We start from the raw sequence: 23,175 nt of genomic DNA on the forward strand, positions 1-23,175 counted from the left end.
TAGTATTGTTCGTAAATAGTACCGACATTAGGTATTCTAGGAATATACAAAATAATATATGTCAAATTTACTATCATTAGAAGATTTTAATCTATGCAACACAAAAACTGGTAAAATCAATCAACTAGCTTTTGGAGTAATGTTAATTTATTTTCGGTCTCACATTAAATTCCCTGCAGCAGAAGAAAAACCAATATACGTCAATTCGGGATAAGGATATTTGTGAACATGTAGATTAAAATCAAATTTTGTTGAAGGTTTATTTTTCTTTAATGAGTAAGCAACAAGAGTAGATAATATATGGACAAAGGCATTTATTGGTGATCTATGTCTAGTATGTTCAAGGTTCATTTTATTTTTTAGATAATCAAAAACTGTTTCAATTAAGTTACGCTTTCGAAGTAAGATTTTTTCTTTCAAATCCATTAATTTATTTTCCATATTCTTCTTAATTCCATGAATCATTTTTAAGCCTCTTTCATATAAATTTAAGAACAAATTTTGCTTAATATAACCTTTATCAGCTGCTATAATTCCAGTTAATCTTTTTGTTAACTCCGGTACTGGAACCCTATCATCTACATTGCCTTTGGTCACTTTTAATGCCATAAACTCCCCTTTATTATTGATTATTACATGTAATTTAAAACCATAAAAATACCCCATAGAGGATTTACTATGTTTGGCTAATCCTTTAAAAACTTTATTGCTATAACGCCTTTTATTGTGACAAGCTTTAATCGTTGTAGAGTCAATAAAATAAATACCTGTTTCCTCACCAAACAACAAATGAATCAACATATTTAGCGGTATGAATAATCGTGCCATTAATTCAACAAATCTATTATAACTCAAGGCTTTGGGAAAATCATCCTTATGCATGCACTCTATATAACTTTTATAGAAAAATTTAAAATTCTTAGCATAGGATGTATGAAACATAATTATTATTGTTAACATTTCACTTAGACTCATGCTACAACAGCGATTTCTTTGCTTATTTGATGGTAATAACTTTCTCTGTTCATACTCCAAATAAATTTTACAAAAATCATCTATAAAACTATATAATTCTGTGATATCTTTTTTCATGCCTGTAGTTTGTTTTTTTGTTTAAAAATATAAATACTGCAGGCACTCCTTTTTGACAATCCTTTTATCTATTACTATTTCATCTATATCTTATCCCGAACTGACGTAATATCATTAAAATTAATATCAGCCATTGCTTCAGAGTTGGATATTGAAGAGTCTATTCTTTCAAAATTTAATTGGAGCGGTAGAACAGCCGAAAGATATCATCAGGATATTAGAAAATATTTGGGATATCGCCAAGCAAATAATAATGATGTTTTAATATTTACAGAATATCTAACAAATAATATTCTACCTCATTATCCATCTAATGAATTATTAATGGAGCAGACTAGGTTATTTTTTGACCAAAATAAAATTGTACTATTCAAGAAAAAACAGTTGGATCGTTATGTTGCTTCAGCAAAGCATCAATTTGAACAAAAATTTTTTGAAAAGATATTTAAAAGTTTAAGTCAAGATAACTGTTATTTGATTGAGCAAATCCTTGAACAAAGCGAACAGTCAAAGAATGGTATTATAGAATTATCAGAGTTAAAAAATGATATACCTGGGGTTAGGCTAAAAAATGTTAATTTTGCTTTGGATAAGATCGCTTTATTAAAACAAATTACTTTGCCCAAATCGATTGTAGATTTAGTAGATAGAAAATTACTGCTGAAATATTATGATCGTATCATGGATTTATCGCCTAGTAATATTTTAGAGTTTAGCCCTGTGGCAAAATATGCGACTATGGCAATATTCTGTTATATAAGATTGCAGCTAATATTAGATAGTTTAGCTGATACATTAATTAAGCTTATAAAACGTATGCGTTCTAGTTCTGAAAAATACGTAGATAACTATATTGTAAAGGAGGTTAAGCGTGTTGATGGAAAATTTGATATTCTAGAGAAATTAGCATCTTTATCAATTAACAATCCTAAAAGTACAATTGAAGATAAGATTTACCCTGAAGTTTCTAAAGAAAAACTAGAAGCAATAATTACTGATTTACAGCAACGCGGTAAATGGTATCAACAACAGGTACAAAATAAGATTCATTCAAAGTATGCGTATGGAAGTAGAACCACACTACTACCAATACTACAAACTTTTCAGTTAAAAGAAGATCACTCTAGTTATCAACCGATTTTAAAAGCTGTTGAATTTATTAATAATACCAATTGCAATAATTAACGCAGTGGTGTAAAATGGGTTTTTAACTGATAAAGGTACTCAAATGGCTAGGTTAATATTACCACAAGGTTTTCATGGTCATGATTTTATAAAAATGATGAAACATGAGCCGCATGGTCGAAATCGTATACGTTTATTGGCGATGTATCACCTTCAATTAGGCAAATCTTTAAAAGCCATATCTGAAATAGTGAAGTCACACTGGAAAACTGTGCAATCATGGCTCAGAAGATTTAGGAATCATGGTTTTGAAGGATTATTTGAATCACAAAGAAGCGGCGCCCCTAGGAAGATTAACACTATACAAGAGTCTGCTCTTTTTGATAAAATCAATACGCTCAGTGAAAGTAAAACTGGTGGGTATATAACTGGAAAGGAGCTACATATCATGTTACTTGAGGAATATGGTGCTAAATGCGCTTTAAAAACAGTCTACAATACTATGCACCGCCTTGGTTTTAGCTGGATTACTTCTCGTTCAATGCATCCAAAGTCAAATCAAGAGACTCAAAATACATATAAAAAAACTTCCCAGACATGTTAACAAAATTATTACCAAAAAATATCGATAGATGTAAAGTTGATATATGGTCTCAGGATGAAACTCGAGTTGGGCAACAAGGTAGCTTAACTCGTATATGGGCTAAGCGTGGCACTAGACCCCGTAAAGTTCGGCAACAGCAATTCATTTCAACATATATTTATGGAGCTGCTTGCCATGATACAGGAGAAGCTTTTGCATTAATTTTAGTGCGCCACGAAGTGTAGATAAACTAGTTGTTGAAAGAACAGTCTTAGAAGTGTTGACCTAGCACACTAAGTATCGAGCCTTGGGCAGAAATTGGCAACAATTATGCTAAGCGTAGGCAGAGATATTACAGGCCGTAGTGATTGAGCCACGTTAAAAATGTTATATGAGATCGCAGACTTTGTTAAGATAAAGGAATGCAACATTATCTATATCGTAAATTAGGCAGATATAGGTTTAGGTTTCCGGGGTCGGAGAGCATGGCATGTAATAAAAGTTTATCTATGAACGTGGGATATCCTATATTCTCTTCCATTTTTTTTGAAGTATCAGCCGACAAGAGTAAAACCCAAGGGAGCTGAGAGGGGATATAGGAAGTCGGATGGATCATAGTAGTGTTGAAGCAGAGGAAAGTTTGTGGAGCGAAGGATCCTGGGTAAAATCGATCTTTTTAGGGAAATGTTATGATAACAACAGAATATCAAATAAATACAGAAACGAAACTAAAAAGAATAGCATGGTTATCCTCACAGGATAAGGGCAAGAGATTTAACAATCTCATGCATTTATTTAATGAAGAAGCACTTACCAAATGTTACCAAGAGCTTGATGTAAATAGAGCGGTGGGAACAGATGGTATGGACAAATCGAGCTATAGCTTAAACCTTACAGAAAATATCAGAGAATTGGTTAAGAAACTAAAGAACATGGTATATAAACCAGGGAATATACTAGAGGTAAAGATACCAAAGGAAGGAAGCCCGGGTAAGTATAGGACTTTAGGGATTAGCAATTTTGAAGATAAGCTTTGCCAAAAGATGATGAAGAAGGTACTTGAAAATATCTATGAGCCATTATTCCTTAAGTGTTCCTACGGTTTCAGGGCAGGGATTGGATGTCATGATGCAGTAAGGGAGCTTTCTAAACATCTTTATGAAAATGAGGTTGAGAGCATAATAGACTTAGACTTAGCGAACTTTTTTTGGTACATTGGATAGGAAGATATTGATCGAAATATTACGGGAGAAGGTTCAGGATGAGAGGCTAATTAGGTATTTAATCCGTATGTTTAAGGCGGGAGTATTATCTGATGGAGAGTTAACTATCCTAGAAGAAGGGGTAATTGCAGGAAGTATTGTAAGCCCCATACTTGCGAATATATTTGCTCACTATGTACTAGATGAATGGATTAAAAAAGTAGTAACCCAGCATTGCAGTGGTACGGTAGAATTATTTCGCTACTGTGACGATGCAGTGATATGCTGTAGATATGAAGAGGATGCAAAGAAGATTAAAGTAGTTCTTGTGAAACGACTTGAAAAGTACAAACTTAAACTTAATGAAGAAAAGACCAAATTGGTCAGATTTTCAAAGAACCAGTTGTCTCGAGGCATAAAACAGGAGTCCTTTGATTTTCTAGGATTTACCTTTTATCTGGGAAAGTCTAGGAATGGTAGAATAATACCTAAGTTAAAGAGCAGTGGAAAAAGGATAAGCACCAAGTTAAAGAAAGTTAATGATTGGTGTAAAGGCATTAGAAACAAATACAAACTACCTATCATATGGACAATCTTTTGCAGTAAGCTTAGAGGACATATCCAATATTATGGAGTGTCGCACAATTGCGATGCCGTAAATGGTTTCATATGGAAGGCGGTTAAAATAATGTTCAAATGGCTAAATAGACGCAGTCAGAAGAAATCATTTAACTGGGAACAATTTAGACTTTTTATTACACGCCATCCTTTGCCAAAGGTAAAAGTATATCATGTCATGTTTCAGTGAGCATACCGTGTAAATGATGATATCTTGAGCCCATTGCCTTAATAGGGCACGATGCGGTTCTAACGAGGGGCGTAATAGGTGACTATTACGTCTACTCCCCCCATATGCAAACACACAGGCAATGAATAAATTCTTAGAAGAGCTTTCTCGCAGTATTCAAGGCAACCGACATATAGCTTTACTAACGGATAATGCAGGTTGGCACACAGCCAAAAAACTAACTGTGCCAAGCAATATCACTTTGATACCGCTTCCGCCCTATGCACCGGAACTTAATGCAATGGAACAAGTTTGGGAATGGATCAAAAATCATTTCTTGTCTAACCAATGTTATGGTGTATATGAAGATATCGTCACTATGGCTTGTTACGCTTGGAATCAATTTGCTCATAATGTAGATTTAGTAAAATCAATTATGTATAGAGACTGGATAAACACACCGTGTTAATTATTGCAATTGGTATAAGTACTGGAATGAATCAGACTCAGAGTATTATGAAACGGAGCCGCCTATTGAAGGTATAATACCTACAAATTGGCATCCAATGGTTGTTCAAGTAGATAAAGATGTGATTAAAGTTAATAAATATAACTATGAGCTTGCCGTTTTAGAAGAATTGAAGCGTTTTTTAAACTTCAAAGCAATATGGATTAAAAGAAGTTATCGATATAGAAATCCTGAAGAAGATATACCAAAAGATTTTGAACAAAAAAAGCAACAATATTATCAAGAACTTGGTCTACCTTTAGATGATAAGGAGTTTATTACAAAGTTACAAAATACCTTAGAAAGGGGTTTAGAAAATCTAAATAGCAAAATACCTAATAATAATCTTGTTAAAATCAAGACAAGTACTGTTGGGAAGAATATTACTATTACCCCATCAGAAGCACAAAAAGATCCAAATAACATCATTGCACTACAAAAGGAAATTACAGGTAGGTGGTCAAGTATAAACCTTATTGATATTTTAAAAGAAACTGATCTACTTACCAATTTTACACATCAAATGGAAACTATTGCTAAAAGTAGTAGTATTGAACCGTCAGGCCTTAGAAAAAGACTTCTATTGTGTTTATATGGTATAGGTAGCAATACAGGATTGAAGAGAATAAGTATTGCCAATGGTGATGTTAATTACAGCGATTTACGTTATATTAAGAAGAGGTATATTAATGCTACAAATGTTAGAAACTCTATTCGTCTAATTATTAACAATATTCTCAAAATACGTAATCCAGATATTTGGGGAGAAGCAACAACATCAGTAGCATGCGATTCAACAAAGATAAGTAGTTGGGATCAAAATCTTATTAATGAGTGGCATCACCGTTATCAAAGTCGAGGAGTAATGATTTATTGGCATGTTGATAAGAAATCATTATGTATTTATTCACAATTAAAAAGTTGTTCATCTTCAGAAGTAGGATCAATGATTAAAGGTATAATTGATCATGATACAGAGATGAACATGAACAGAGTATTTAAGGTGGTCCCCTTTGTCTAGACAAAGGGGACCACCTTAGTGACTGGCTCAAAAAAAAATCTGCATTGTTTGGAATTAAAGGTTAGGTGTAATATGATAGAGCCTAATCATAATAAGTTAACAATTGTACAACAGTGTAAGTTATTGGATATTAGCAGGTCAACCTATTACTATCAACCTACTGGTATTAGTGAACAAGATATCAAGATTATGGCAATAATTGATGAGACCTATACTATGCATCCATATTATGGTATGCGGCGGATGGCTAAATATTTACAAGCCCAAGGTTTTTCGGTAGGTCGTAAAGCTGTTAGACGTTACTACAAGATAATGGGTCTTGAAGCTGTTTATCCTAAAATAAATTTAAGCAAGAGGAATCAAGTGCATAAAATATATCCTTATTTACTAAAAGGATTAGAAATAGTATTGCCAAACCAGGTTTGGAGTGCAGATATAACGTATATAAGACTGAGCCAAGGGTTCGTATATTTAGTAGCTATTATTGACTGGTATAGTCGTTATATTCTAAGTTGGCGAATCTCCATTAGTTTGGAAAGTGAATTTTGTGTAACAGCCCTTGAAGACGCTATAGAAAAATATGGTATGCCAAAAATATTTAATACTGATCAAGGAGTACAATTTACCTCGGAGAATTTTATTATACCAATTGCAATAATTAACGCAGTGGTGTAAAATGGGTTTTTAACTGATAAAGGTACTCAAATGGCTAGGTTAATATTACCACAAGGTTTTCATGGTCATGATTTTATAAAAATGATGAAACATGAGCCGCATGGTCGAAATCGTATACGTTTATTGGCGATGTATCACCTTCAATTAGGCAAATCTTTAAAAGCCATATCTGAAATAGTGAAGTCACACTGGAAAACTGTGCAATCATGGCTCAGAAGATTTAGGAATCATGGTTTTGAAGGATTATTTGAATCACAAAGAAGCGGCGCCCCTAGGAAGATTAACACTATACAAGAGTCTGCTCTTTTTGATAAAATCAATACGCTCAGTGAAAGTAAAACTGGTGGGTATATAACTGGAAAGGAGCTACATATCATGTTACTTGAGGAATATGGTGCTAAATGCGCTTTAAAAACAGTCTACAATACTATGCACCGCCTTGGTTTTAGCTGGATTACTTCTCGTTCAATGCATCCAAAGTCAAATCAAGAGACTCAAAATACATATAAAAAAACTTCCCAGACATGTTAACAAAATTATTACCAAAAAATATCGATAGATGTAAAGTTGATATATGGTCTCAGGATGAAACTCGAGTTGGGCAACAAGGTAGCTTAACTCGTATATGGGCTAAGCGTGGCACTAGACCCCGTAAAGTTCGGCAACAGCAATTCATTTCAACATATATTTATGGAGCTGCTTGCCATGATACAGGAGAAGCTTTTGCATTAATTTTACCATATGCAAACACACAGGCAATGAATAAATTCTTAGAAGAGCTTTCTCGCAGTATTCAAGGCAACCGACATATAGCTTTACTAACGGATAATGCAGGTTGGCACACAGCCAAAAAACTAACTGTGCCAAGCAATATCACTTTGATACCGCTTCCGCCCTATGCACCGGAACTTAATGCAATGGAACAAGTTTGGGAATGGATCAAAAATCATTTCTTGTCTAACCAATGTTATGGTGTATATGAAGATATCGTCACTATGGCTTGTTACGCTTGGAATCAATTTGCTCATAATGTAGATTTAGTAAAATCAATTATGTATAGAGACTGGATAAACACACCGTGTTAATTATTGCAATTGGTATTAGTATGCTAAAGCTACATAATATCTTGATTAGTATGGATGGTAAGGGACGAGCCTTAGATAATATTTTTATTGAACGTTTTTGGCGATCATTAAAACAGGAAAAAATTTATCGGATTATTTTAACAACAGTAAAGGAGGCAAAGACAGCAATTAACGAATATATGGACTTTTATAATAGACAAAGGATGCATCAAGCTTTGGATTATAAAACTCCAGAATGTGTATATTTTGAAAAAAATATTGTATAAAAACAACAATTTAATTTTTGTGAATTATATTTCTATTTATCTAAATTTTTGTCTAGACAAAGGGGACCACCTTAAGTGTGAGAGATAAATATTATACTTTTGCTAAGCTTGGAGAATTAGTAAAAGCTAAGCAAAGAGCTAAAACGCCGGAGCAAGCGTTTAAAGCCTTAGAACACGAGCAGAAATATCTAGCTAGTTTACACGTTAATTGTAAGGAACATGGGCATGATTATAAGGAGTATAATTATAATGGCAGTAGTCTGTTAAAATCTATAAACCATGCTTATCGTAATGAGAGAAACAATGTATTTGAACAGTTGAATAAATTAGGATCATATATTGATAGAACTGCAATGCAACCTAGACAGATAACTAATACAATTAAGCATTCTACACATAGTGCTAGTGCGTTACAAAGTTTAACGCATCAATATCATAGCCATGTAATTGATAGGCTAAAGCAGCATTTAAATGATATTCACTCAGGCAAAGAGATGATAATAGACGGGAAATCATTTACATGTCAGTTAAAGTTACTAGATTATGCATTAAAGGTGCATGAGAATAATGAGTTTTTTCCTCGAGAACATATACAGCAAGGGAGAGATAAATTTGCTGCCCAGCAAAGAGTAATATCAAAGGAGTTCGAAGGTCCTTCTCTGTAGTATAGAGTTGTTTACTAGAAGTAGTGTATTTACAGGATGTAGGTTTAGTGATGCAAGTTACTTTTGGATATCTATTTGATGTGTACTAACTGATAAGTTAGTACACAATAGAAAAAGTACTAAAGATACTGTTAAGGGCGTAAAATTTGGAGCTAAACGTAGGGTTGATAGAAAGCAATTATTACAATATTATGATCAAGGTATTTGCGGCACGGTTTTAGCTAAAAAAATGAGTATCAGTCGTGCTGCTGTATATAAGATACTTAAAGAAAAGCGATCAAATGTTGGTGCAGTAATAAATTAACAAGCTAAGTTAGTAAAATGACAAAAAAACTTAAGCATGACAAGCTGTTTAAGCGGATCATGAGCAATGAAATAGCTGCCAAAGAATTCTTAGAGTATTATTTACCAAGTGATTTTAAAGAAAAGTTAGATTTATCAAAGATCACTACGTCAGTTCGGGATAAGATATAGATGAAATAGTAATAGATAAAAGGATTGTCAAAAAGGAGTGCCTGCAGTATTTATATTTTTAAACAAAAAAACAAACTACAGGCATGAAAAAAGATATCACAGAATTATATAGTTTTATAGATGATTTTTGTAAAATTTATTTGGAGTATGAACAGAGAAAGTTATTACCATCAAATAAGCAAAGAAATCGCTGTTGTAGCATGAGTCTAAGTGAAATGTTAACAATAATAATTATGTTTCATACATCCTATGCTAAGAATTTTAAATTTTTCTATAAAAGTTATATAGAGTGCATGCATAAGGATGATTTTCCCAAAGCCTTGAGTTATAATAGATTTGTTGAATTAATGGCACGATTATTCATACCGCTAAATATGTTGATTCATTTGTTGTTTGGTGAGGAAACAGGTATTTATTTTATTGACTCTACAACGATTAAAGCTTGTCACAATAAAAGGCGTTATAGCAATAAAGTTTTTAAAGGATTAGCCAAACATAGTAAATCCTCTATGGGGTATTTTTATGGTTTTAAATTACATGTAATAATCAATAATAAAGGGGAGTTTATGGCATTAAAAGTGACCAAAGGCAATGTAGATGATAGGGTTCCAGTACCGGAGTTAACAAAAAGATTAACTGGAATTATAGCAGCTGATAAAGGTTATATTAAGCAAAATTTGTTCTTAAATTTATATGAAAGAGGCTTAAAAATGATTCATGGAATTAAGAAGAATATGGAAAATAAATTAATGGATTTGAAAGAAAAAATCTTACTTCGAAAGCGTAACTTAATTGAAACAGTTTTTGATTATCTAAAAAATAAAATGAACCTTGAACATACTAGACATAGATCACCAATAAATGCCTTTGTCCATATATTATCTACTCTTGTTGCTTACTCATTAAAGAAAAATAAACCTTCAACAAAATTTGATTTTAATCTACATGTTCACAATATCCTTATCCCGAATTGACGTATCACTATAGAAAAGGAAAGTTATATTGAAGAAACGTTGCAAGAGAAATTTAGTGATATAGTGTACTCTGTTAAAACTAAAAGTGACGATAGTGCCTTCATCTACATTTTGTTAGACCATCAATCAACAGTAGATTATTGGATGGCACTGCGTTTATGGAGATATGCCCTACTACTGTGTGAACGACATAAGAAGAATAAAGATAAGCTACCATTAATCTACAGCATGATAATGTATAATGGCAGAGAAGTGTATAATGCTCCAATGAATTTATGGGAATTATTTGTTGATCCAGTACAAGCTAAAGAATTAATGGTGTCAGATTATCACTTAGTAGATTTACAGAGCATGTCGAATGATGAGATAGTACAGAAAAAACATTTAGGGATGATGGAATATGTGATGAAGCACATTCATCAGCGTGATATGGTTGCATTATGGGAAAAGTTTTTACAAACATTTTCCCTAGAGATTTTAGTAGATAAGGAAAAAGGGTATATTTACATAAAATCGTTTTTATGGTACACTGACGCAAAGCTTTCTGAGGAGAGGCAAGCAGAATTAGAGCAAGTACTAGCCAAATATTTATCAGAAGAAGAAAAAGGTAATATCATGAGAACTATCGCACAGAAATATATCGAAGAAGGTGAGTTTAGAGGCATCCAAATAGGTAAAGCTGAGGGTAAAGCTGAGGGTAAAGCTGAGTTGGTAAAGCTGCTGTTAAAGAATGGCAATTCTGTGGAGTCAATTGCTAAGATGACAGGTATGTCTATTAATAAAATTAATGAATTGCTGAAAATGCAATAATAAATGATTGACTCATGGTTTGAAAAATTTCTTGCGTTATTTTAAGTGAAGTATTTGAGATAGGCTTTGTTCGGAAGGGTAGGAAATAATAATTTCAAGAATTTATTTTTTGAATTATAATTGTAAGGATCTAATATTTAGAAGCTGGAAAAATGCCACATAAAGAAAGAGTTAAACTAGGTGTAGTAAGAAAAAGAGAAAAGCCAAAATATAAAGTTATAAACTGGACTCAATATAACCAAAGTTTAAGAAAGAGAGGAATGATTAGTCTTTATTTTCCTAAGGGAGATATAAAATCTCTCTTTATCAATGAGATGCCATACATTAAAGGAGAATCTGGAAGGCTACCTACATATCTCACACCATATGTTCAGTTTATTTATACCTTATATCGCTTATTTGTCTGGGGACAAAGGCAAATAACTGGTTATCTTGAGGATCTTTGGAAAAGCAAAAATCTTGATATAGCAGTTCCGAGTTTTGGTCATTTGTGTGATTTATTTGCTAATGTACCAATAAAGGTGAAGCAATTTTGTAATAAATTATGCCAAAGAATTAACAATGGAGAATCAATAGATTTAATAGTTGATAGTACCGGTCTTAGTTTTGGTAAAGCCAGTCATTGGTATGAAACAAAATATAATAAGCCATGCAACAATAAGCCCTGGAAGAAAATGCACATTGCAATTGATCCTGAGATGAATGTGCATGCGATTGAAATTACAGATTATGAGAGTTCGGATATTGAAGGTTTGGATCAACTAATACCTGAGGGACTAGAGATTAAGAAGCTAATTGCTGATGGTGGGTATTATAGTATTGCTGGTACTCAACGCCTAAACGACCAAGGCATTACACCAGTGATTCCACCACCGAAGCATGCTGTGGTTCATGACCAGAATGCTACAGCATGGCATGATAAAATAGTGCAATATATTAAAGATAAAGGCAGTGTTTATGCATTTCATAAAAAATAAATATGGTTATGGCAAAAGAGCGTTGGTTGAATCCCAAATTTCTCGTATTAAAAGGTGTATTGGTTCATCATTACTAACTCAAAACACAGACTCACAAAAATTAGAAGGAGTAACTATAGCAAATATTATCAATCAGTGGAATTCATTTGGTAGCTGTGTTTCTGTGAAAATGGGATAATTATGTCTAAATTAAGAAAAATTGTACCCTTCCGAACAAAGCCATTTGGAATTGCTGTTTCCGATCAGTTTTAACCAAAAAGGTGACTATAAATAACATCAAAATAAGGAAAATCAAATGACTAAAAGAAAGTTTTTAAAATTAGATAATATAGAGCAAGATAATGTATCCTTACAAAGTAAAAGCAAAAAGATTGAATATAATAAGAATAACATTGAAACAATACTTTCTGTATCTACAAATAAGAATGTGGAGGTATTTTTAAGTTATGTAGATGGACAAGGTATACAACATAGTTCTGCAAGAGATGAATTAATTAAGCAAATAAAGCTTCATGTCTCAGAACAAAATAAAAATATACAACATTATCTAGTGGTAAACTTTAATGATGAAAAGTTGGTTGATATGGCATATCTAACATATTCATATAAAAGTTTAGATTTAAAATTAGATATAATACCTATAGTTAACCATGACCAAGTACGCAATGGAGAGTTTCATTATATATATAATGACCTTGAAGACTTTGATGTAAATCTTCCTGGATCCAAAAGATATAATGAATTAGGTATAACAACTGCACGTCTTGAACAAGTTATAGAGTATACAAAGTTGAGAATAAAAAAATATCGAGAAATAGATTCAGAAAATTTTGAACAGTATAAATCAGATATTGATGCTATCAGATTAATGGAATCAAGTGTTTATACAGAAGCCCATAAAGAAATTTTAGATAATTGTTCTAAAATTATTAACGATATCGGGATGATGGTTAATCTAAAAGAGTTAAAAATATTTAAGTCGGAGGATATAAAACATAAAAAAAATACCTCTAATACTTATATCGAAGATTATAATGATCAGGATACTATTAAATTAACAGGAGAAACAGAGTGAAGTCAAAAACAGAAGAACAGCTTTTAAGAGAGATAAACAATAAGGCAAAACTGTTAACACAACAAATGGATGTCAAGATACATGATAATGGTATTTTAGTAATTGAGTCTATAACATTAAACAGAAGCGGCAATGGTGGAAAACAATATAATCATATTATACCTGTAGCAGAGTTTCTCACTTCCATGAAATTAAATCTACAGCGACAAAACGACATATATAAAGTTTTTGATAATTTATCTCATATCTATCGTTTAGATGAAGTAGATTTTGACAAATGTCAGGCACTAAAACAATATTATGATAGGATGTTTGCAAAAATAGAACTGAGTAATAGTCAATTATACGAAGGTGCTTTAAAAAATACTTTAAAAGATTATGTGATACCATTTATTTATAGCAGTTGGAATGAGAGAGATGCTGCTGTTTTTAAGCAAGACAAAGGAGCATCGCAACATGGAGCAGAGGGTGGTAAAGTTAAAGCACTTACACACCAATTCAGTTCATTATATTATAATAAAAAAAAATTATCAAATTTTGATGATTTTACATCAGCCATAATGAGCTTTATAGAAAAATTTAATCAAAATATTGATTTACCGGATGATCTCAGCCCAAAAGTTCTTCCAAAAATAATTATGGAAATAAGATGTGAACTAAATATGGCAATTAACCTTATTGAAAGCTCTAAACACAATATTTTTTTGTGCATGGAGGAAGATATAAAAGTGCTAAAGCAAGAAGTATTGGAGTGGCATAAGACGCTGCTAGAAAAAGATAAATTTGGTAAAGATTTTATTAATGATAATCTTAAAATTAAAGACAAACAGCAATTTCTTGATGAATGGGAAAAATATCTACAAAATCCACAAAATTTTCCACAACTCCCCAGTACTGATGAGTATCAGACTCTTTCAGAGTCTGATACTCATCCAATCTTAGAAAATTCACCTGCAAGAAATCACGTAAAAAAGATAGAATATAATTCTAAGACTATTGAGCAAATACTAGCTACTAGTACAAGAACTAAAATAGAAGTACTGTTAGGTACAACTGCCATTGAACAACGTCATAGTCAAAATCACAGATCTGTAACAGATGAACTTATTAGCAAAATAAAACAATACCTTATTGCACATGATAACAATAGAGTAGAACAACGTTATCTAATTATTAATTCTAGCAAGCTGTTATCAACTGATATGGCATATATAGCACATTTGTACTTTAATGGTAAAGATTGGAAATTAGATATTATTTCACTTGTGAATCATAATCAAGTACACAATGTAGAATTGAGTTATATATATGATAATCTTGCAGAATGTGATGTAAATCTTCCTGGATCCAAAATATATAACAATTTATGCATGACAAGTGCACGTTTTGAGCAAGTTATAGAGTATGCAAAATTAAGAATAAAAAAGTATCCAGAATTAAATTCAGAAAATTGTGAACAGTATAAATCAGAGTATAATCATATTGCAAATATGCAGTTGGAAACTTATACAGAACAACACTATCAAGAAAGTCGAGAAGATATAACAAGCTTATTGTTGAGTCCATCACATTTTACAGATAATACTGATCCAGATTCTGTTGCTAATCCTAATGATATGTCAGTAAGTTCTCATGCTATGGTTACGAGATCAAAATCACGTACAGGAGTAAATATACAAAATGTAGCTGGGACAAGTGGAATAGGTAATCAAGGATCCATTAAGGGAAAAGGAGATAGTGTGAGCTCTTCTGAAAAGGATAAGTCACCTATACCTAAGAAAAAAGCAAGATTTGATGTTGATGCTGATCAAGTAAATGGCAATTTAAAATTCGCTCATGAATTTCTACAAGTATCAGATAAGGCAGGTTTAAAAGTATCTGCAAAAAGTTGTGCTACTAGCTCTTCTAGAAAGCGTAAAACACGTGCTGTATGTCAAGAAGAAGATTTAGAGTTATTATATGATCCCTTAGAAGAGCATATACAAGAATCTATAAAAATAAACTCACGATCCTATATAAATTTAGCATATCTTTTTTCTATGCAACATCGAGATAACATGCCTGAAAATATCAAATTAGATAATGTTATTAGTTACGCAAAAAATATTGGTGACATAATTAATGAAGGAGAGGTGAATCGTAGTACAAGAGAACAAGAATTGCTAAAGACCTACTATCAAGAAGCACAAACATTTTTTAGTAAGTATTCTAAAGATAACTTATTTGATTTAGTAATTACAAAAAATAATCCTAGTCTTTTAGCAGATTCTGTTTATTTATTTACTAACGGTCAACAAACATTATTAGTATCAAGTCATAATAATTATTATCAATTATATAGTCAAGATTATAACTATCAGTTACTTTTTCAAACACAAGAGGATTTAAATTTTTTAGATATAAAAAATTTAGCTACAAAATTTTTCCAATGGCTTAGTGGTGGTAATACGGAATATAAAATATTTACTTTATCTAAAAATTTACCTCAAGATGTTATAACTCATTTAACACAAGCTCCGTTCTGGACACCCGATAATGTTGTTTCTGATTTGGTATTACTTAATAAAGAACATGCTGGATCAATTGAATCTATACCTTCAGAGGTAGTAAGAGAATTATTTTTTCTACATAACAAAGCCCTAGACATTAAATTACTAAATCAAGATTTTTTCCAATTAAATAAAGAGGGTATTACTTTTAGAGCAGATATCTTACATAAAGTGTTACCTTCACTAACGGCACAACAAATACAAGCATTAGGTGATGTTATTAAGAAGTATGATCTTTCTTTGGACACACAATGTCTTGATTTAATACCAGAGAGTAACAAAAATCTTTTACAAAATTATAATCACAAAATATTAAACCAATTAAAATCATCAGAAGTATTAAATCTTGATACGATTACTCAGTTGTCATGGGAGACATTGAACCATGAATTTGAAACTGGTAGTTTTGAAGGTATAAATTATAAGGACATCCTTCCTAAGGAAAGAAGAGAGAAGTCTTTAAAGTATTTTAAAGACTTACATGCTAACGCTCATAGTAAGTTTCATGCATTACAGGGTGCAGTAACACAAGGAGTATTTTTATTACCAGATATTATTCGTTCATTTAATACTGGGGATCCTGAAGGTTTAATAAAAACTACAGAGATGATAGCTGGAGACATGTTTTTAGATAAGACTTTGTTTCGTAAATTACCAATTAAAGGTCTTATATTTAAAGTAGTTACATTATATTCAATAGGAGAATTGCATAACAAATTAAATAGTTTACCACCTGATTCAGAAGAAGCTACCATTATAAAACATCAATTAGGAGAGCAATATTTTTCTGTTGGGTTGATGTTGGCTGAAATGTATGGATTTGAGATTGGTCCCTTATGGATAGGATTAATGGCTGAACAACTGATGTATGGAGCAATAGCATTGCGTAATCAATACCACTTACCTGATACATCATTATGGGAAGCATTTCTAATAAATTTAGGATTTTTTCAAGATGAATTGCCTATAATATTTGAAGAGAGACATTTGCTTGAAATACAATTGAAATTTTTAGATAGGCTTAATCTTCCATCTGCTTGGATTATATTATGTTTGCCTGATGTACAGGATATAAGATGGATAACAGTTCAAGATATACCAGAACAAGTACAAAATTATATCAAGAATAATGTAGATTCAGTTTGTTCCGCAAAAAGGACTGATAAAGGAGCGATAGGGGTGGCATCTTGGGAAGAACCTAAACGAACATGTGAATACTATGGATTTAGAAAAGAAGAATTTAGCTTTAGTAGTGGTAAACCTGATAGCTGGCAGCAAAAAATTTTTGACGTTAACCCTAAAAATAGAGATATTAAGTTTGTACCTACCAAAATTTATCAAGAACACAATGTGTTTCAAAATATTCAGTATCCTACTAGTGGTCAAAGGATTTACAAAGGGTATCATAGAATTGCTTCGCAAACCCTTGAAGACACTGATGATCCTGATGGTTTAGTCCAAGTTGCTAAGATAGAAGGGGGAATGTCAGCAATATACTACAATCTTACTACATGGGCAAAATGTTTAAGTGATGATGAATATGTTGGACCATGTAGTACTAGGCAATCAGTGTGGCTCAACGGTCCATATCGTCATAACATGATTATGTTATTTGATCCTAAGGTACACAGTGGTAATACTAATATATATTTCCATCCTGACGGATTAAATCATCTTGATACAAACTACTTTTCACACGTAAATAATGAATATCTTGCAAAAAACGAATATGACAAATGTACAACAGACCTTAATGATTACTGTTTTGAACATTTAAAACCCAATATTCCTTATACTTACTCATTACTGATCGTATTATATAATCTTGTCTACCCAAATTCAGTAAATTTTATACGTACGACAAATAACACACAACTGAGAATAAATAATCATAATACTACCATCAATACTAATTATATTATTGATGCCAATGCATTACAACAAGTAGGACCATTTAAAATATATGACCATACACATAATATTTCTATCACTTTAAGTAATCTTAGACAAGATTTAGCATTAGGGCAACAAAAGTTGAGTAGTAAAAATTTAGGTACAAGTGGCTATGGTATATATTTTAATTCTGAGAAAAAATTGATAATTCCTGGGTATAAAGACTCTATTGCTATATTGATAATTCAACCAATGGGGTGGTATATTGATGAATTAATTTTATCTGTTAAATATTGTAATATTATTAATGCTATTGGCAGAGATTATAGCAACCCGGGTAAAATAATTTTAGAAAAAATTGCTGCACATGATCATTCTTTTGACATTCAGTTAATAAATGACATGCATATTATAGACCAAAACAGTAAGATGGAGTTGAGTATAATAGGTTGTAGAGCTGAGAAAGCCCCGATAAAATATTCTAAATTGCTTAATAATCACTTTATAATTGAATCTTGTGACGCTTTACAACCATTTAATCTTGACGGACCATTGATAGGTTTATCTAGAATTCAAAATATAATGGGAAATGTATCATATGTATCATTTTTAAAATATAGATGTAAATATACACTTAAGTTTTTTGGTAATAATACGATTACTATAACAGGAATATTAGATAAGCAACCTGGTAATTTAGAACTAGTTATTCATAATGGAAAACTCTATGAATATATATTATCTGTTTTACCTAATCACAATGAGCTTTTTATAATAGAGCATGTGCATTATGATCAAAAAATTATATTAGCACAGTCTGAATTGGATTTAACTGAGATCATTGAACATAAAAGTCATGATATTCCAACATTCAGAAATCAAAGCTATATTGCTAAGTATTTAAAAAATGGAATTACGTTAATCTTTTACTCTCATGGTAATATAATCAAGCATCATTTTCTTACTAAGACTCCTAGTATTAATAATATAACATACTCCATAAAAGATGGTAATGTATTATGTGCTAAAATAGAAAATAAACACACTATAATGAATAAAGATTTTATATGGTATAAAAGTACCATGGCTGATAATAAAAAGTGTCTTGAATTTTCTACAGATATACAAAATGTATCTATAGTTAATGGTACATTAAATATTAATGGAGTTAATATTGTTGATATACCAAAAAAAATGGGAATTGTTACCCCTGATAATATTATTATGCCAATATCATTTTTTACTAATCTTGTAAAAATCAATATTATTCCTCAGACTCAAGATCAATTAGAAGAGCTATTAAGTAATAGTACTAATCCACGCCTTCGTCGTTCTCTAAAAGAAGATGGGAAATATTCAGAAGAAGCAGTATATCTAACTATAGATGAACAACAAATTAATATAAATGATGAATTAGCAAATAGTCATACACATGATACACCAAGATCAAGTGCATCTATATTAGAACCAAGTTTTTCATTTAATAATGGATTATGGAGTTGGGTTTGGAATAAATTATCTAATTTAAGTTTTAAATTATTACCAGAAGCAGATACTGCTACTCTTGACAAGAGTAAATCCTTTAATGATATTTATAAACTAATAAAACAATTGAATAATCATCCATCTGATAATCAAATCAAGAAACAAAATCATGCAACTGAAGCAAAAAATAATAATATAGATAACAGTAAGTTATCTTTGTCAGATTATCTTTTAATAGATGATCCTGGGCATGACCAAGGAAATTTACAAACTGTAATAAATTCTATAGATATACCTAGTAATCTGTCATTATTAACATTATTAATAGGACAATTTTTTGATACCAATAAGGCTTTATCTAGTAATCCTTACATATCTCCTGAACAAGAAAAAAATAGATATATAAATGAATTAAGCAAAACAGTAAAAAGTGCAATATCAGAAATGGAGACAAAATATGGTAAAAGACATATAACTCATGAGGAATTAGAAGATATTTTACCAAGTTTAAATATATTATTTAATGGTCAAGAAGAGTTAAATTATAACAATAATTCTACATCTGTTCTTGGCAGAACAACTGAAATATGTAATCATGTATATGATTTTTGGATGTGAGACAAATTAATATAACAGGCTTTGTTCGGAAGGGTAGGAAATAATAATTTCAAGAATTTATTTTTTGAATTATAATTGTAAGGATCTAATATTTAGAAGCTGGAAAAATGCCACATAAAGAAAGAGTTAAACTAGGTGTAGTAAGAAAAAGAGAAAAGCCAAAATATAAAGTTATAAACTGGACTCAATATAACCAAAGTTTAAGAAAGAGAGGAATGATTAGTCTTTATTTTCCTAAGGGAGATATAAAATCTCTCTTTATCAATGAGATGCCATACATTAAAGGAGAATCTGGAAGGCTACCTACATATCTCACACCATATGTTCAGTTTATTTATACCTTATATCGCTTATTTGTCTGGGGACAAAGGCAAATAACTGGTTATCTTGAGGATCTTTGGAAAAGCAAAAATCTTGATATAGCAGTTCCGAGTTTTGGTCATTTGTGTGATTTATTTGCTAATGTACCAATAAAGGTGAAGCAATTTTGTAATAAATTATGCCAAAGAATTAACAATGGAGAATCAATAGATTTAATAGTTGATAGTACCGGTCTTAGTTTTGGTAAAGCCAGTCATTGGTATGAAACAAAATATAATAAGCCATGCAACAATAAGCCCTGGAAGAAAATGCACATTGCAATTGATCCTGAGATGAATGTGCATGCGATTGAAATTACAGATTATGAGAGTTCGGATATTGAAGGTTTGGATCAACTAATACCTGAGGGACTAGAGATTAAGAAGCTAATTGCTGATGGTGGGTATTATAGTATTGCTGGTACTCAACGCCTAATCATATTGGACTTTGGACAAAATAATTTAGCCTATATTTAGCAACTTATAATTTATCTATTATATAAAATAATTACCTAAAATTGTAAAAATATTAACTATAGATTAATAATAATCTTAAAAAGTTAACTTATAATACTAGTTTTTTATAAAACTTTCTATTTTGTGAAAAAACAGGGGTTTTTGTCCAAAGTCCAAATCATAGAACAGCCAAAACAAATGGTAACAGTATGATTAGTAACATTGAACGTACCCCTGTTCGTCAAAAAGCTAAGCAACTAGCTAAATCCTTAAGGTCAGAATATCCTAATTATGATTATTTACGTGAGCTTTTTCGGCACTTGCGGAAAGAATTAAATGTTGAGGTGAACCATAAAGACAAGAAATTACCATATGTACCAACAGAAAAGGAAATAGATAAATATTATAAAGTAGTCTGGCAATCTCGTAATATGAAGCATGTAGGCGGAGTGTTAGGGAACGTGCGATGAAGTGCCACTTTCATTTTAGACAGGAAATCTCTTGATAACATTGTCATAGAGTCTGTCCTATAGTTTGTGTAAGTTGCAAAGAAAGCAGTAAGAGATTACTGTAAAAAAAGTAACTTAAGCAAGCAAGGAGGAATTATGGCTAAAAAATTAGATACAGATAAAGATACATTAAACATCAGTAATCAGCTAGTAGAAGAATTATTATCAAAAGCAGATCCATCGGAGTTATTTGGTCGAGATGGTTTATTTCAACAGCTAAAGAAGCAAATAGTTGAGAAAATATTAGCAAGTGAGTTGGATCATGAATTAGGATATTCAAAACATAGCAAGATGGCAAAAGTAGATAATAATCGTCGTAATGGTAGCTATGAGAAGACAGTAATTGATGGGGATGGTCGTAAGCTGACAGTAGAAGTACCAAGAGATCGGGAAGGAGAGTATAATCCTCAATTAATACCAAAAGGGCTGAGGAGATTTAATGGATTTGATGAGAAAGTGATATCCCTTTATGGTCGCGGTATGACAGTCAGCGAGATCCGAGGGCATTTAGAAGAAATATATCAAACTGATGTATCTGGTGACTTGATATCCACCATAACAGATGGGGTGATAGAAGAAGGGAAGTGTAATATAGTGAATTATTAAGCAGCATTTAGTACCGCAGTTTTCCATTTGCTAGACCAATCATTACTATGGATTATAGATCTTAATTGCAAAATAGGATTTAACCCCTCTCTAGACCATCTCATGTGTTGCTGCCCTTTACATCTTTGATTGATTAAACTCTCAACAGTTGATTCAGCAAGATTACTAGTAAAGATCAGCCCTTGATCCTTCCTTGTTGAGTAATCCACAATTTTATCTTTATTATTATCAACATATTGGGATAATTTTTTAATCCTATCATGATGCTGTTCTTCTTTTGTCAGTGCTAATATTTCTTTAAATCTTATCATCGCCTTCTCCACATCTCCTCTCCATAAATGCCACTTGATATGCATCAGATCTTCTTTTAGCCTTTTTGGTAACGATATATTCTCAAATTTCATACCCAAATGAAACCAATCTAAAATATAAGTTATTTTAGCACACAAAGGCTCTAGTGCCTTTGCTATATTCCAGCAATTTGCCGCCCCATCACATAGTGCGGTAATATGTGTTTTTGGGCTTAAGCCTTGTTTCAATGCTGCAATAATAGTAGAACTTATAATTTGTTTTTGACGATCATCCTTAATTGACGCTGCACAATTCTTACTTATAATATAATTCCTGGTATCTTGACTATTTGATTTTATAGATTCTGGTTTGTAAACTACAGCCACCATAGCCTCCATACTACGTTGATCCTCTGTTGTCTTTATATGTCCTCCATCTACATTTAATATTAGTTCAACAGCATCTTCAGTAATGAGCATTTCCTTCTCATCAGCATTGATATCTTCAATAGCATTGCCAACTGATTCTGTAACTTGTTTAATACGATTATGATTATTAATTTGCCGATCTTTACCAGAAAATAATTCAAATAATTTCTCTCCTTCTCTAAAACTATGTGTAGCACCTAGTGTAGCTTGTATTTTTTTTAAATCACCAGAAATTACTCCCTGCAATAACGTGCGGACGGTAGAGTGCGTTTCATATCCGCAATTATGGCATTTAAATCTCTGTATTACAATGTTATGATCAGTGAAAACATCGTGAAAAGTAGATTTATTTACACCAGTCTTATGCATTTTAATTTTACACTTAGGGCAAGTAACTTTTGTTAGTTTATGGATTAATTGAATCTTTTCCTGCAAAACTATATCCTGTACTCCTTGAATTAAAGCAATTTGATTATCCAAACCTATGGAAAAATCTAGACAATTACTTGGTTCGTTAAGCTCGCCATTAAGTACTTCTACTCTTGAAATTGTTGTAGTGGGTTGCTTATGATCATACGATTCATATATTATTCTATATCTTCTTGTTGTCATCCTATTACTCATAGTTGCTAATAATGACATTATTGTATCGCCTTTTTATA

The 23,175-nt window shown here is 31.7% G+C and carries 23 protein-coding genes and 1 pseudogene; 22 read left to right on the forward strand and 2 right to left on the reverse strand.

What is annotated here, in order from left to right; all coding sequences use genetic code 11:
• Positions 1–159: 159 nt before the first annotated feature.
• Positions 160–1,092, reverse strand: a complete 933-nt coding sequence (locus NBW66_RS01530) for an IS982 family transposase (RefSeq protein WP_250311539.1) — start codon at positions 1,090–1,092, stop codon at positions 160–162.
• 87 nt (positions 1,093–1,179) lie between these two features.
• Here NBW66_RS01530 and NBW66_RS01535 point away from each other — a divergent pair, with 87 nt between their 5' ends.
• The 22 genes and pseudogenes from NBW66_RS01535 (at position 1,180) to NBW66_RS01640 (ending at position 21,794) form a co-directional block, all read left to right on the forward strand.
• Positions 1,180–2,277: a DUF4158 domain-containing protein gene (locus NBW66_RS01535; RefSeq protein ID WP_284346791.1), complete on the forward strand. Its 1,098-nt coding sequence runs from the start codon at positions 1,180–1,182 to the stop codon at positions 2,275–2,277.
• 43 nt (positions 2,278–2,320) lie between these two features.
• Positions 2,321–2,821, forward strand: a complete 501-nt coding sequence (locus NBW66_RS01540; RefSeq protein WP_250310542.1) for a helix-turn-helix domain-containing protein — start codon at positions 2,321–2,323, stop codon at positions 2,819–2,821.
• On the forward strand, positions 2,815–3,045 hold the full coding sequence (locus NBW66_RS01545; protein WP_250310561.1) for a hypothetical protein: 231 nt from the start codon (positions 2,815–2,817) through the stop codon (positions 3,043–3,045). The genes NBW66_RS01540 and NBW66_RS01545 overlap by 7 nt, the downstream gene beginning before the upstream one ends.
• Positions 3,046–3,489: 444 nt before the next feature.
• The gene (locus NBW66_RS01550) at positions 3,490–4,023 is read left to right on the forward strand and encodes a reverse transcriptase domain-containing protein (RefSeq protein ID WP_250310562.1); all 534 of its coding nucleotides are present in this window, start codon (positions 3,490–3,492) and stop codon (positions 4,021–4,023) included.
• Positions 4,016–4,810, forward strand: coding sequence for a reverse transcriptase domain-containing protein (locus tag NBW66_RS01555; protein WP_250310563.1), 795 nt, complete (start codon positions 4,016–4,018; stop codon positions 4,808–4,810). The genes NBW66_RS01550 and NBW66_RS01555 overlap by 8 nt, the downstream gene beginning before the upstream one ends.
• A 115-nt stretch (positions 4,811–4,925) precedes the next feature.
• Positions 4,926–5,258: pseudogene (locus NBW66_RS01560) on the forward strand (transposase); the annotation flags it as partial.
• Between the two features lie 97 nt (positions 5,259–5,355).
• Positions 5,356–6,318: a Tn3 family transposase gene (locus tag NBW66_RS01565; RefSeq protein ID WP_250311541.1), complete on the forward strand. Its 963-nt coding sequence runs from the start codon at positions 5,356–5,358 to the stop codon at positions 6,316–6,318.
• A gap of 18 nt (positions 6,319–6,336) precedes the next feature.
• Positions 6,337–6,993 (forward strand): IS3 family transposase, encoded by a 657-nt coding sequence (locus NBW66_RS01570; protein ID WP_284346709.1) that lies wholly within the window; start codon positions 6,337–6,339, stop codon positions 6,991–6,993.
• Between the two features lie 30 nt (positions 6,994–7,023).
• Complete coding sequence (locus NBW66_RS01575) at positions 7,024–7,524, forward strand: helix-turn-helix domain-containing protein (RefSeq protein WP_250310542.1); 501 nt, start codon at positions 7,024–7,026, stop codon at positions 7,522–7,524.
• A complete protein-coding gene (locus NBW66_RS01580; protein WP_250310543.1) occupies positions 7,518–8,078 on the forward strand; it encodes an IS630 family transposase in 561 nt (186 codons plus the stop codon). Before NBW66_RS01575 ends, NBW66_RS01580 begins: the two co-directional genes overlap by 7 nt.
• The gene (locus tag NBW66_RS01585) at positions 8,072–8,344 is read left to right on the forward strand and encodes an integrase core domain-containing protein (RefSeq protein ID WP_250311543.1); all 273 of its coding nucleotides are present in this window, start codon (positions 8,072–8,074) and stop codon (positions 8,342–8,344) included. The genes NBW66_RS01580 and NBW66_RS01585 overlap by 7 nt, the downstream gene beginning before the upstream one ends.
• 77 nt (positions 8,345–8,421) lie before the next feature.
• Complete coding sequence (locus NBW66_RS01590) at positions 8,422–9,009, forward strand: hypothetical protein (RefSeq protein WP_250311544.1); 588 nt, start codon at positions 8,422–8,424, stop codon at positions 9,007–9,009.
• 321 nt (positions 9,010–9,330) lie between these two features.
• Positions 9,331–9,483, forward strand: coding sequence for an Rpn family recombination-promoting nuclease/putative transposase (locus NBW66_RS01595; RefSeq protein WP_348539285.1), 153 nt, complete (start codon positions 9,331–9,333; stop codon positions 9,481–9,483).
• A gap of 83 nt (positions 9,484–9,566) precedes the next feature.
• Positions 9,567–10,457, forward strand: a complete 891-nt coding sequence (locus NBW66_RS01600) for an IS982 family transposase (protein WP_250310582.1) — start codon at positions 9,567–9,569, stop codon at positions 10,455–10,457.
• Between the two features lie 9 nt (positions 10,458–10,466).
• Entirely contained in the window at positions 10,467–11,267 is an 801-nt protein-coding gene (locus tag NBW66_RS01605) for an Rpn family recombination-promoting nuclease/putative transposase (protein ID WP_348539301.1), read from the forward strand.
• Between the two features lie 152 nt (positions 11,268–11,419).
• Positions 11,420–12,244: a transposase gene (locus tag NBW66_RS01610; protein WP_250311545.1), complete on the forward strand. Its 825-nt coding sequence runs from the start codon at positions 11,420–11,422 to the stop codon at positions 12,242–12,244.
• Positions 12,225–12,422 (forward strand): hypothetical protein, encoded by a 198-nt coding sequence (locus tag NBW66_RS01615; protein WP_250311546.1) that lies wholly within the window; start codon positions 12,225–12,227, stop codon positions 12,420–12,422. Before NBW66_RS01610 ends, NBW66_RS01615 begins: the two co-directional genes overlap by 20 nt.
• Before the next feature lie 117 nt (positions 12,423–12,539).
• Positions 12,540–13,319, forward strand: a complete 780-nt coding sequence (locus tag NBW66_RS01620) for a hypothetical protein (RefSeq protein WP_250311547.1) — start codon at positions 12,540–12,542, stop codon at positions 13,317–13,319.
• The gene (locus NBW66_RS01625) at positions 13,316–19,864 is read left to right on the forward strand and encodes a hypothetical protein (RefSeq protein ID WP_250311548.1); all 6,549 of its coding nucleotides are present in this window, start codon (positions 13,316–13,318) and stop codon (positions 19,862–19,864) included. Before NBW66_RS01620 ends, NBW66_RS01625 begins: the two co-directional genes overlap by 4 nt.
• 107 nt (positions 19,865–19,971) lie before the next feature.
• Positions 19,972–20,700 carry a transposase gene (locus NBW66_RS01630; protein ID WP_250311549.1) on the forward strand — a complete coding sequence of 243 codons (729 nt, stop codon included), beginning with the start codon at positions 19,972–19,974 and terminating at the stop codon, positions 20,698–20,700.
• 188 nt (positions 20,701–20,888) lie between these two features.
• On the forward strand, positions 20,889–21,149 hold the full coding sequence (locus tag NBW66_RS01635) for a hypothetical protein (protein WP_250311550.1): 261 nt from the start codon (positions 20,889–20,891) through the stop codon (positions 21,147–21,149).
• Positions 21,150–21,284: 135 nt separating this feature from the next.
• The gene (locus NBW66_RS01640) at positions 21,285–21,794 is read left to right on the forward strand and encodes a transposase (RefSeq protein ID WP_250311551.1); all 510 of its coding nucleotides are present in this window, start codon (positions 21,285–21,287) and stop codon (positions 21,792–21,794) included.
• Here NBW66_RS01640 and NBW66_RS01645 read toward each other — a convergent pair.
• On the reverse strand, positions 21,791–23,155 hold the full coding sequence (locus NBW66_RS01645) for a UPF0236 family transposase-like protein (protein WP_250311117.1): 1,365 nt from the start codon (positions 23,153–23,155) through the stop codon (positions 21,791–21,793). The genes NBW66_RS01640 and NBW66_RS01645 overlap by 4 nt on opposite strands.
• Positions 23,156–23,175 lie beyond the last annotated feature (20 nt).

The organism is Rickettsia endosymbiont of Oedothorax gibbosus (assembly GCF_936269705.1).
Taxonomy (GTDB): Bacteria; Pseudomonadota; Alphaproteobacteria; order Rickettsiales; family Rickettsiaceae; genus Tisiphia.

Bases quoted from the DNA above. Each gene is read 5' to 3' on its own strand.
- NBW66_RS01530 (WP_250311539.1), bottom strand. From the start codon at position 1,092: ATGAAAAAAGATATCACAGAATTATATAGTTTTATAGATGATTTTTGT.
- NBW66_RS01540 (WP_250310542.1), top strand. From the start codon at position 2,321: ATGGCTAGGTTAATATTACCACAAGGTTTTCATGGTCATGATTTTATA.
- NBW66_RS01545 (WP_250310561.1), top strand. From the start codon at position 2,815: ATGTTAACAAAATTATTACCAAAAAATATCGATAGATGTAAAGTTGAT.
- NBW66_RS01550 (WP_250310562.1), top strand. From the start codon at position 3,490: ATGATAACAACAGAATATCAAATAAATACAGAAACGAAACTAAAAAGA.
- NBW66_RS01565 (WP_250311541.1), top strand. From the start codon at position 5,356: ATGGTTGTTCAAGTAGATAAAGATGTGATTAAAGTTAATAAATATAAC.
- NBW66_RS01575 (WP_250310542.1), top strand. From the start codon at position 7,024: ATGGCTAGGTTAATATTACCACAAGGTTTTCATGGTCATGATTTTATA.
- NBW66_RS01580 (WP_250310543.1), top strand. From the start codon at position 7,518: ATGTTAACAAAATTATTACCAAAAAATATCGATAGATGTAAAGTTGAT.
- NBW66_RS01595 (WP_348539285.1), top strand. From the start codon at position 9,331: ATGACAAAAAAACTTAAGCATGACAAGCTGTTTAAGCGGATCATGAGC.
- NBW66_RS01600 (WP_250310582.1), top strand. From the start codon at position 9,567: ATGAAAAAAGATATCACAGAATTATATAGTTTTATAGATGATTTTTGT.
- NBW66_RS01610 (WP_250311545.1), top strand. From the start codon at position 11,420: ATGCCACATAAAGAAAGAGTTAAACTAGGTGTAGTAAGAAAAAGAGAA.
- NBW66_RS01615 (WP_250311546.1), top strand. From the start codon at position 12,225: ATGCATTTCATAAAAAATAAATATGGTTATGGCAAAAGAGCGTTGGTT.
- NBW66_RS01620 (WP_250311547.1), top strand. From the start codon at position 12,540: ATGACTAAAAGAAAGTTTTTAAAATTAGATAATATAGAGCAAGATAAT.
- NBW66_RS01630 (WP_250311549.1), top strand. From the start codon at position 19,972: ATGCCACATAAAGAAAGAGTTAAACTAGGTGTAGTAAGAAAAAGAGAA.
- NBW66_RS01635 (WP_250311550.1), top strand. From the start codon at position 20,889: ATGATTAGTAACATTGAACGTACCCCTGTTCGTCAAAAAGCTAAGCAA.
- NBW66_RS01640 (WP_250311551.1), top strand. From the start codon at position 21,285: ATGGCTAAAAAATTAGATACAGATAAAGATACATTAAACATCAGTAAT.
- NBW66_RS01645 (WP_250311117.1), bottom strand. From the start codon at position 23,155: ATGTCATTATTAGCAACTATGAGTAATAGGATGACAACAAGAAGATAT.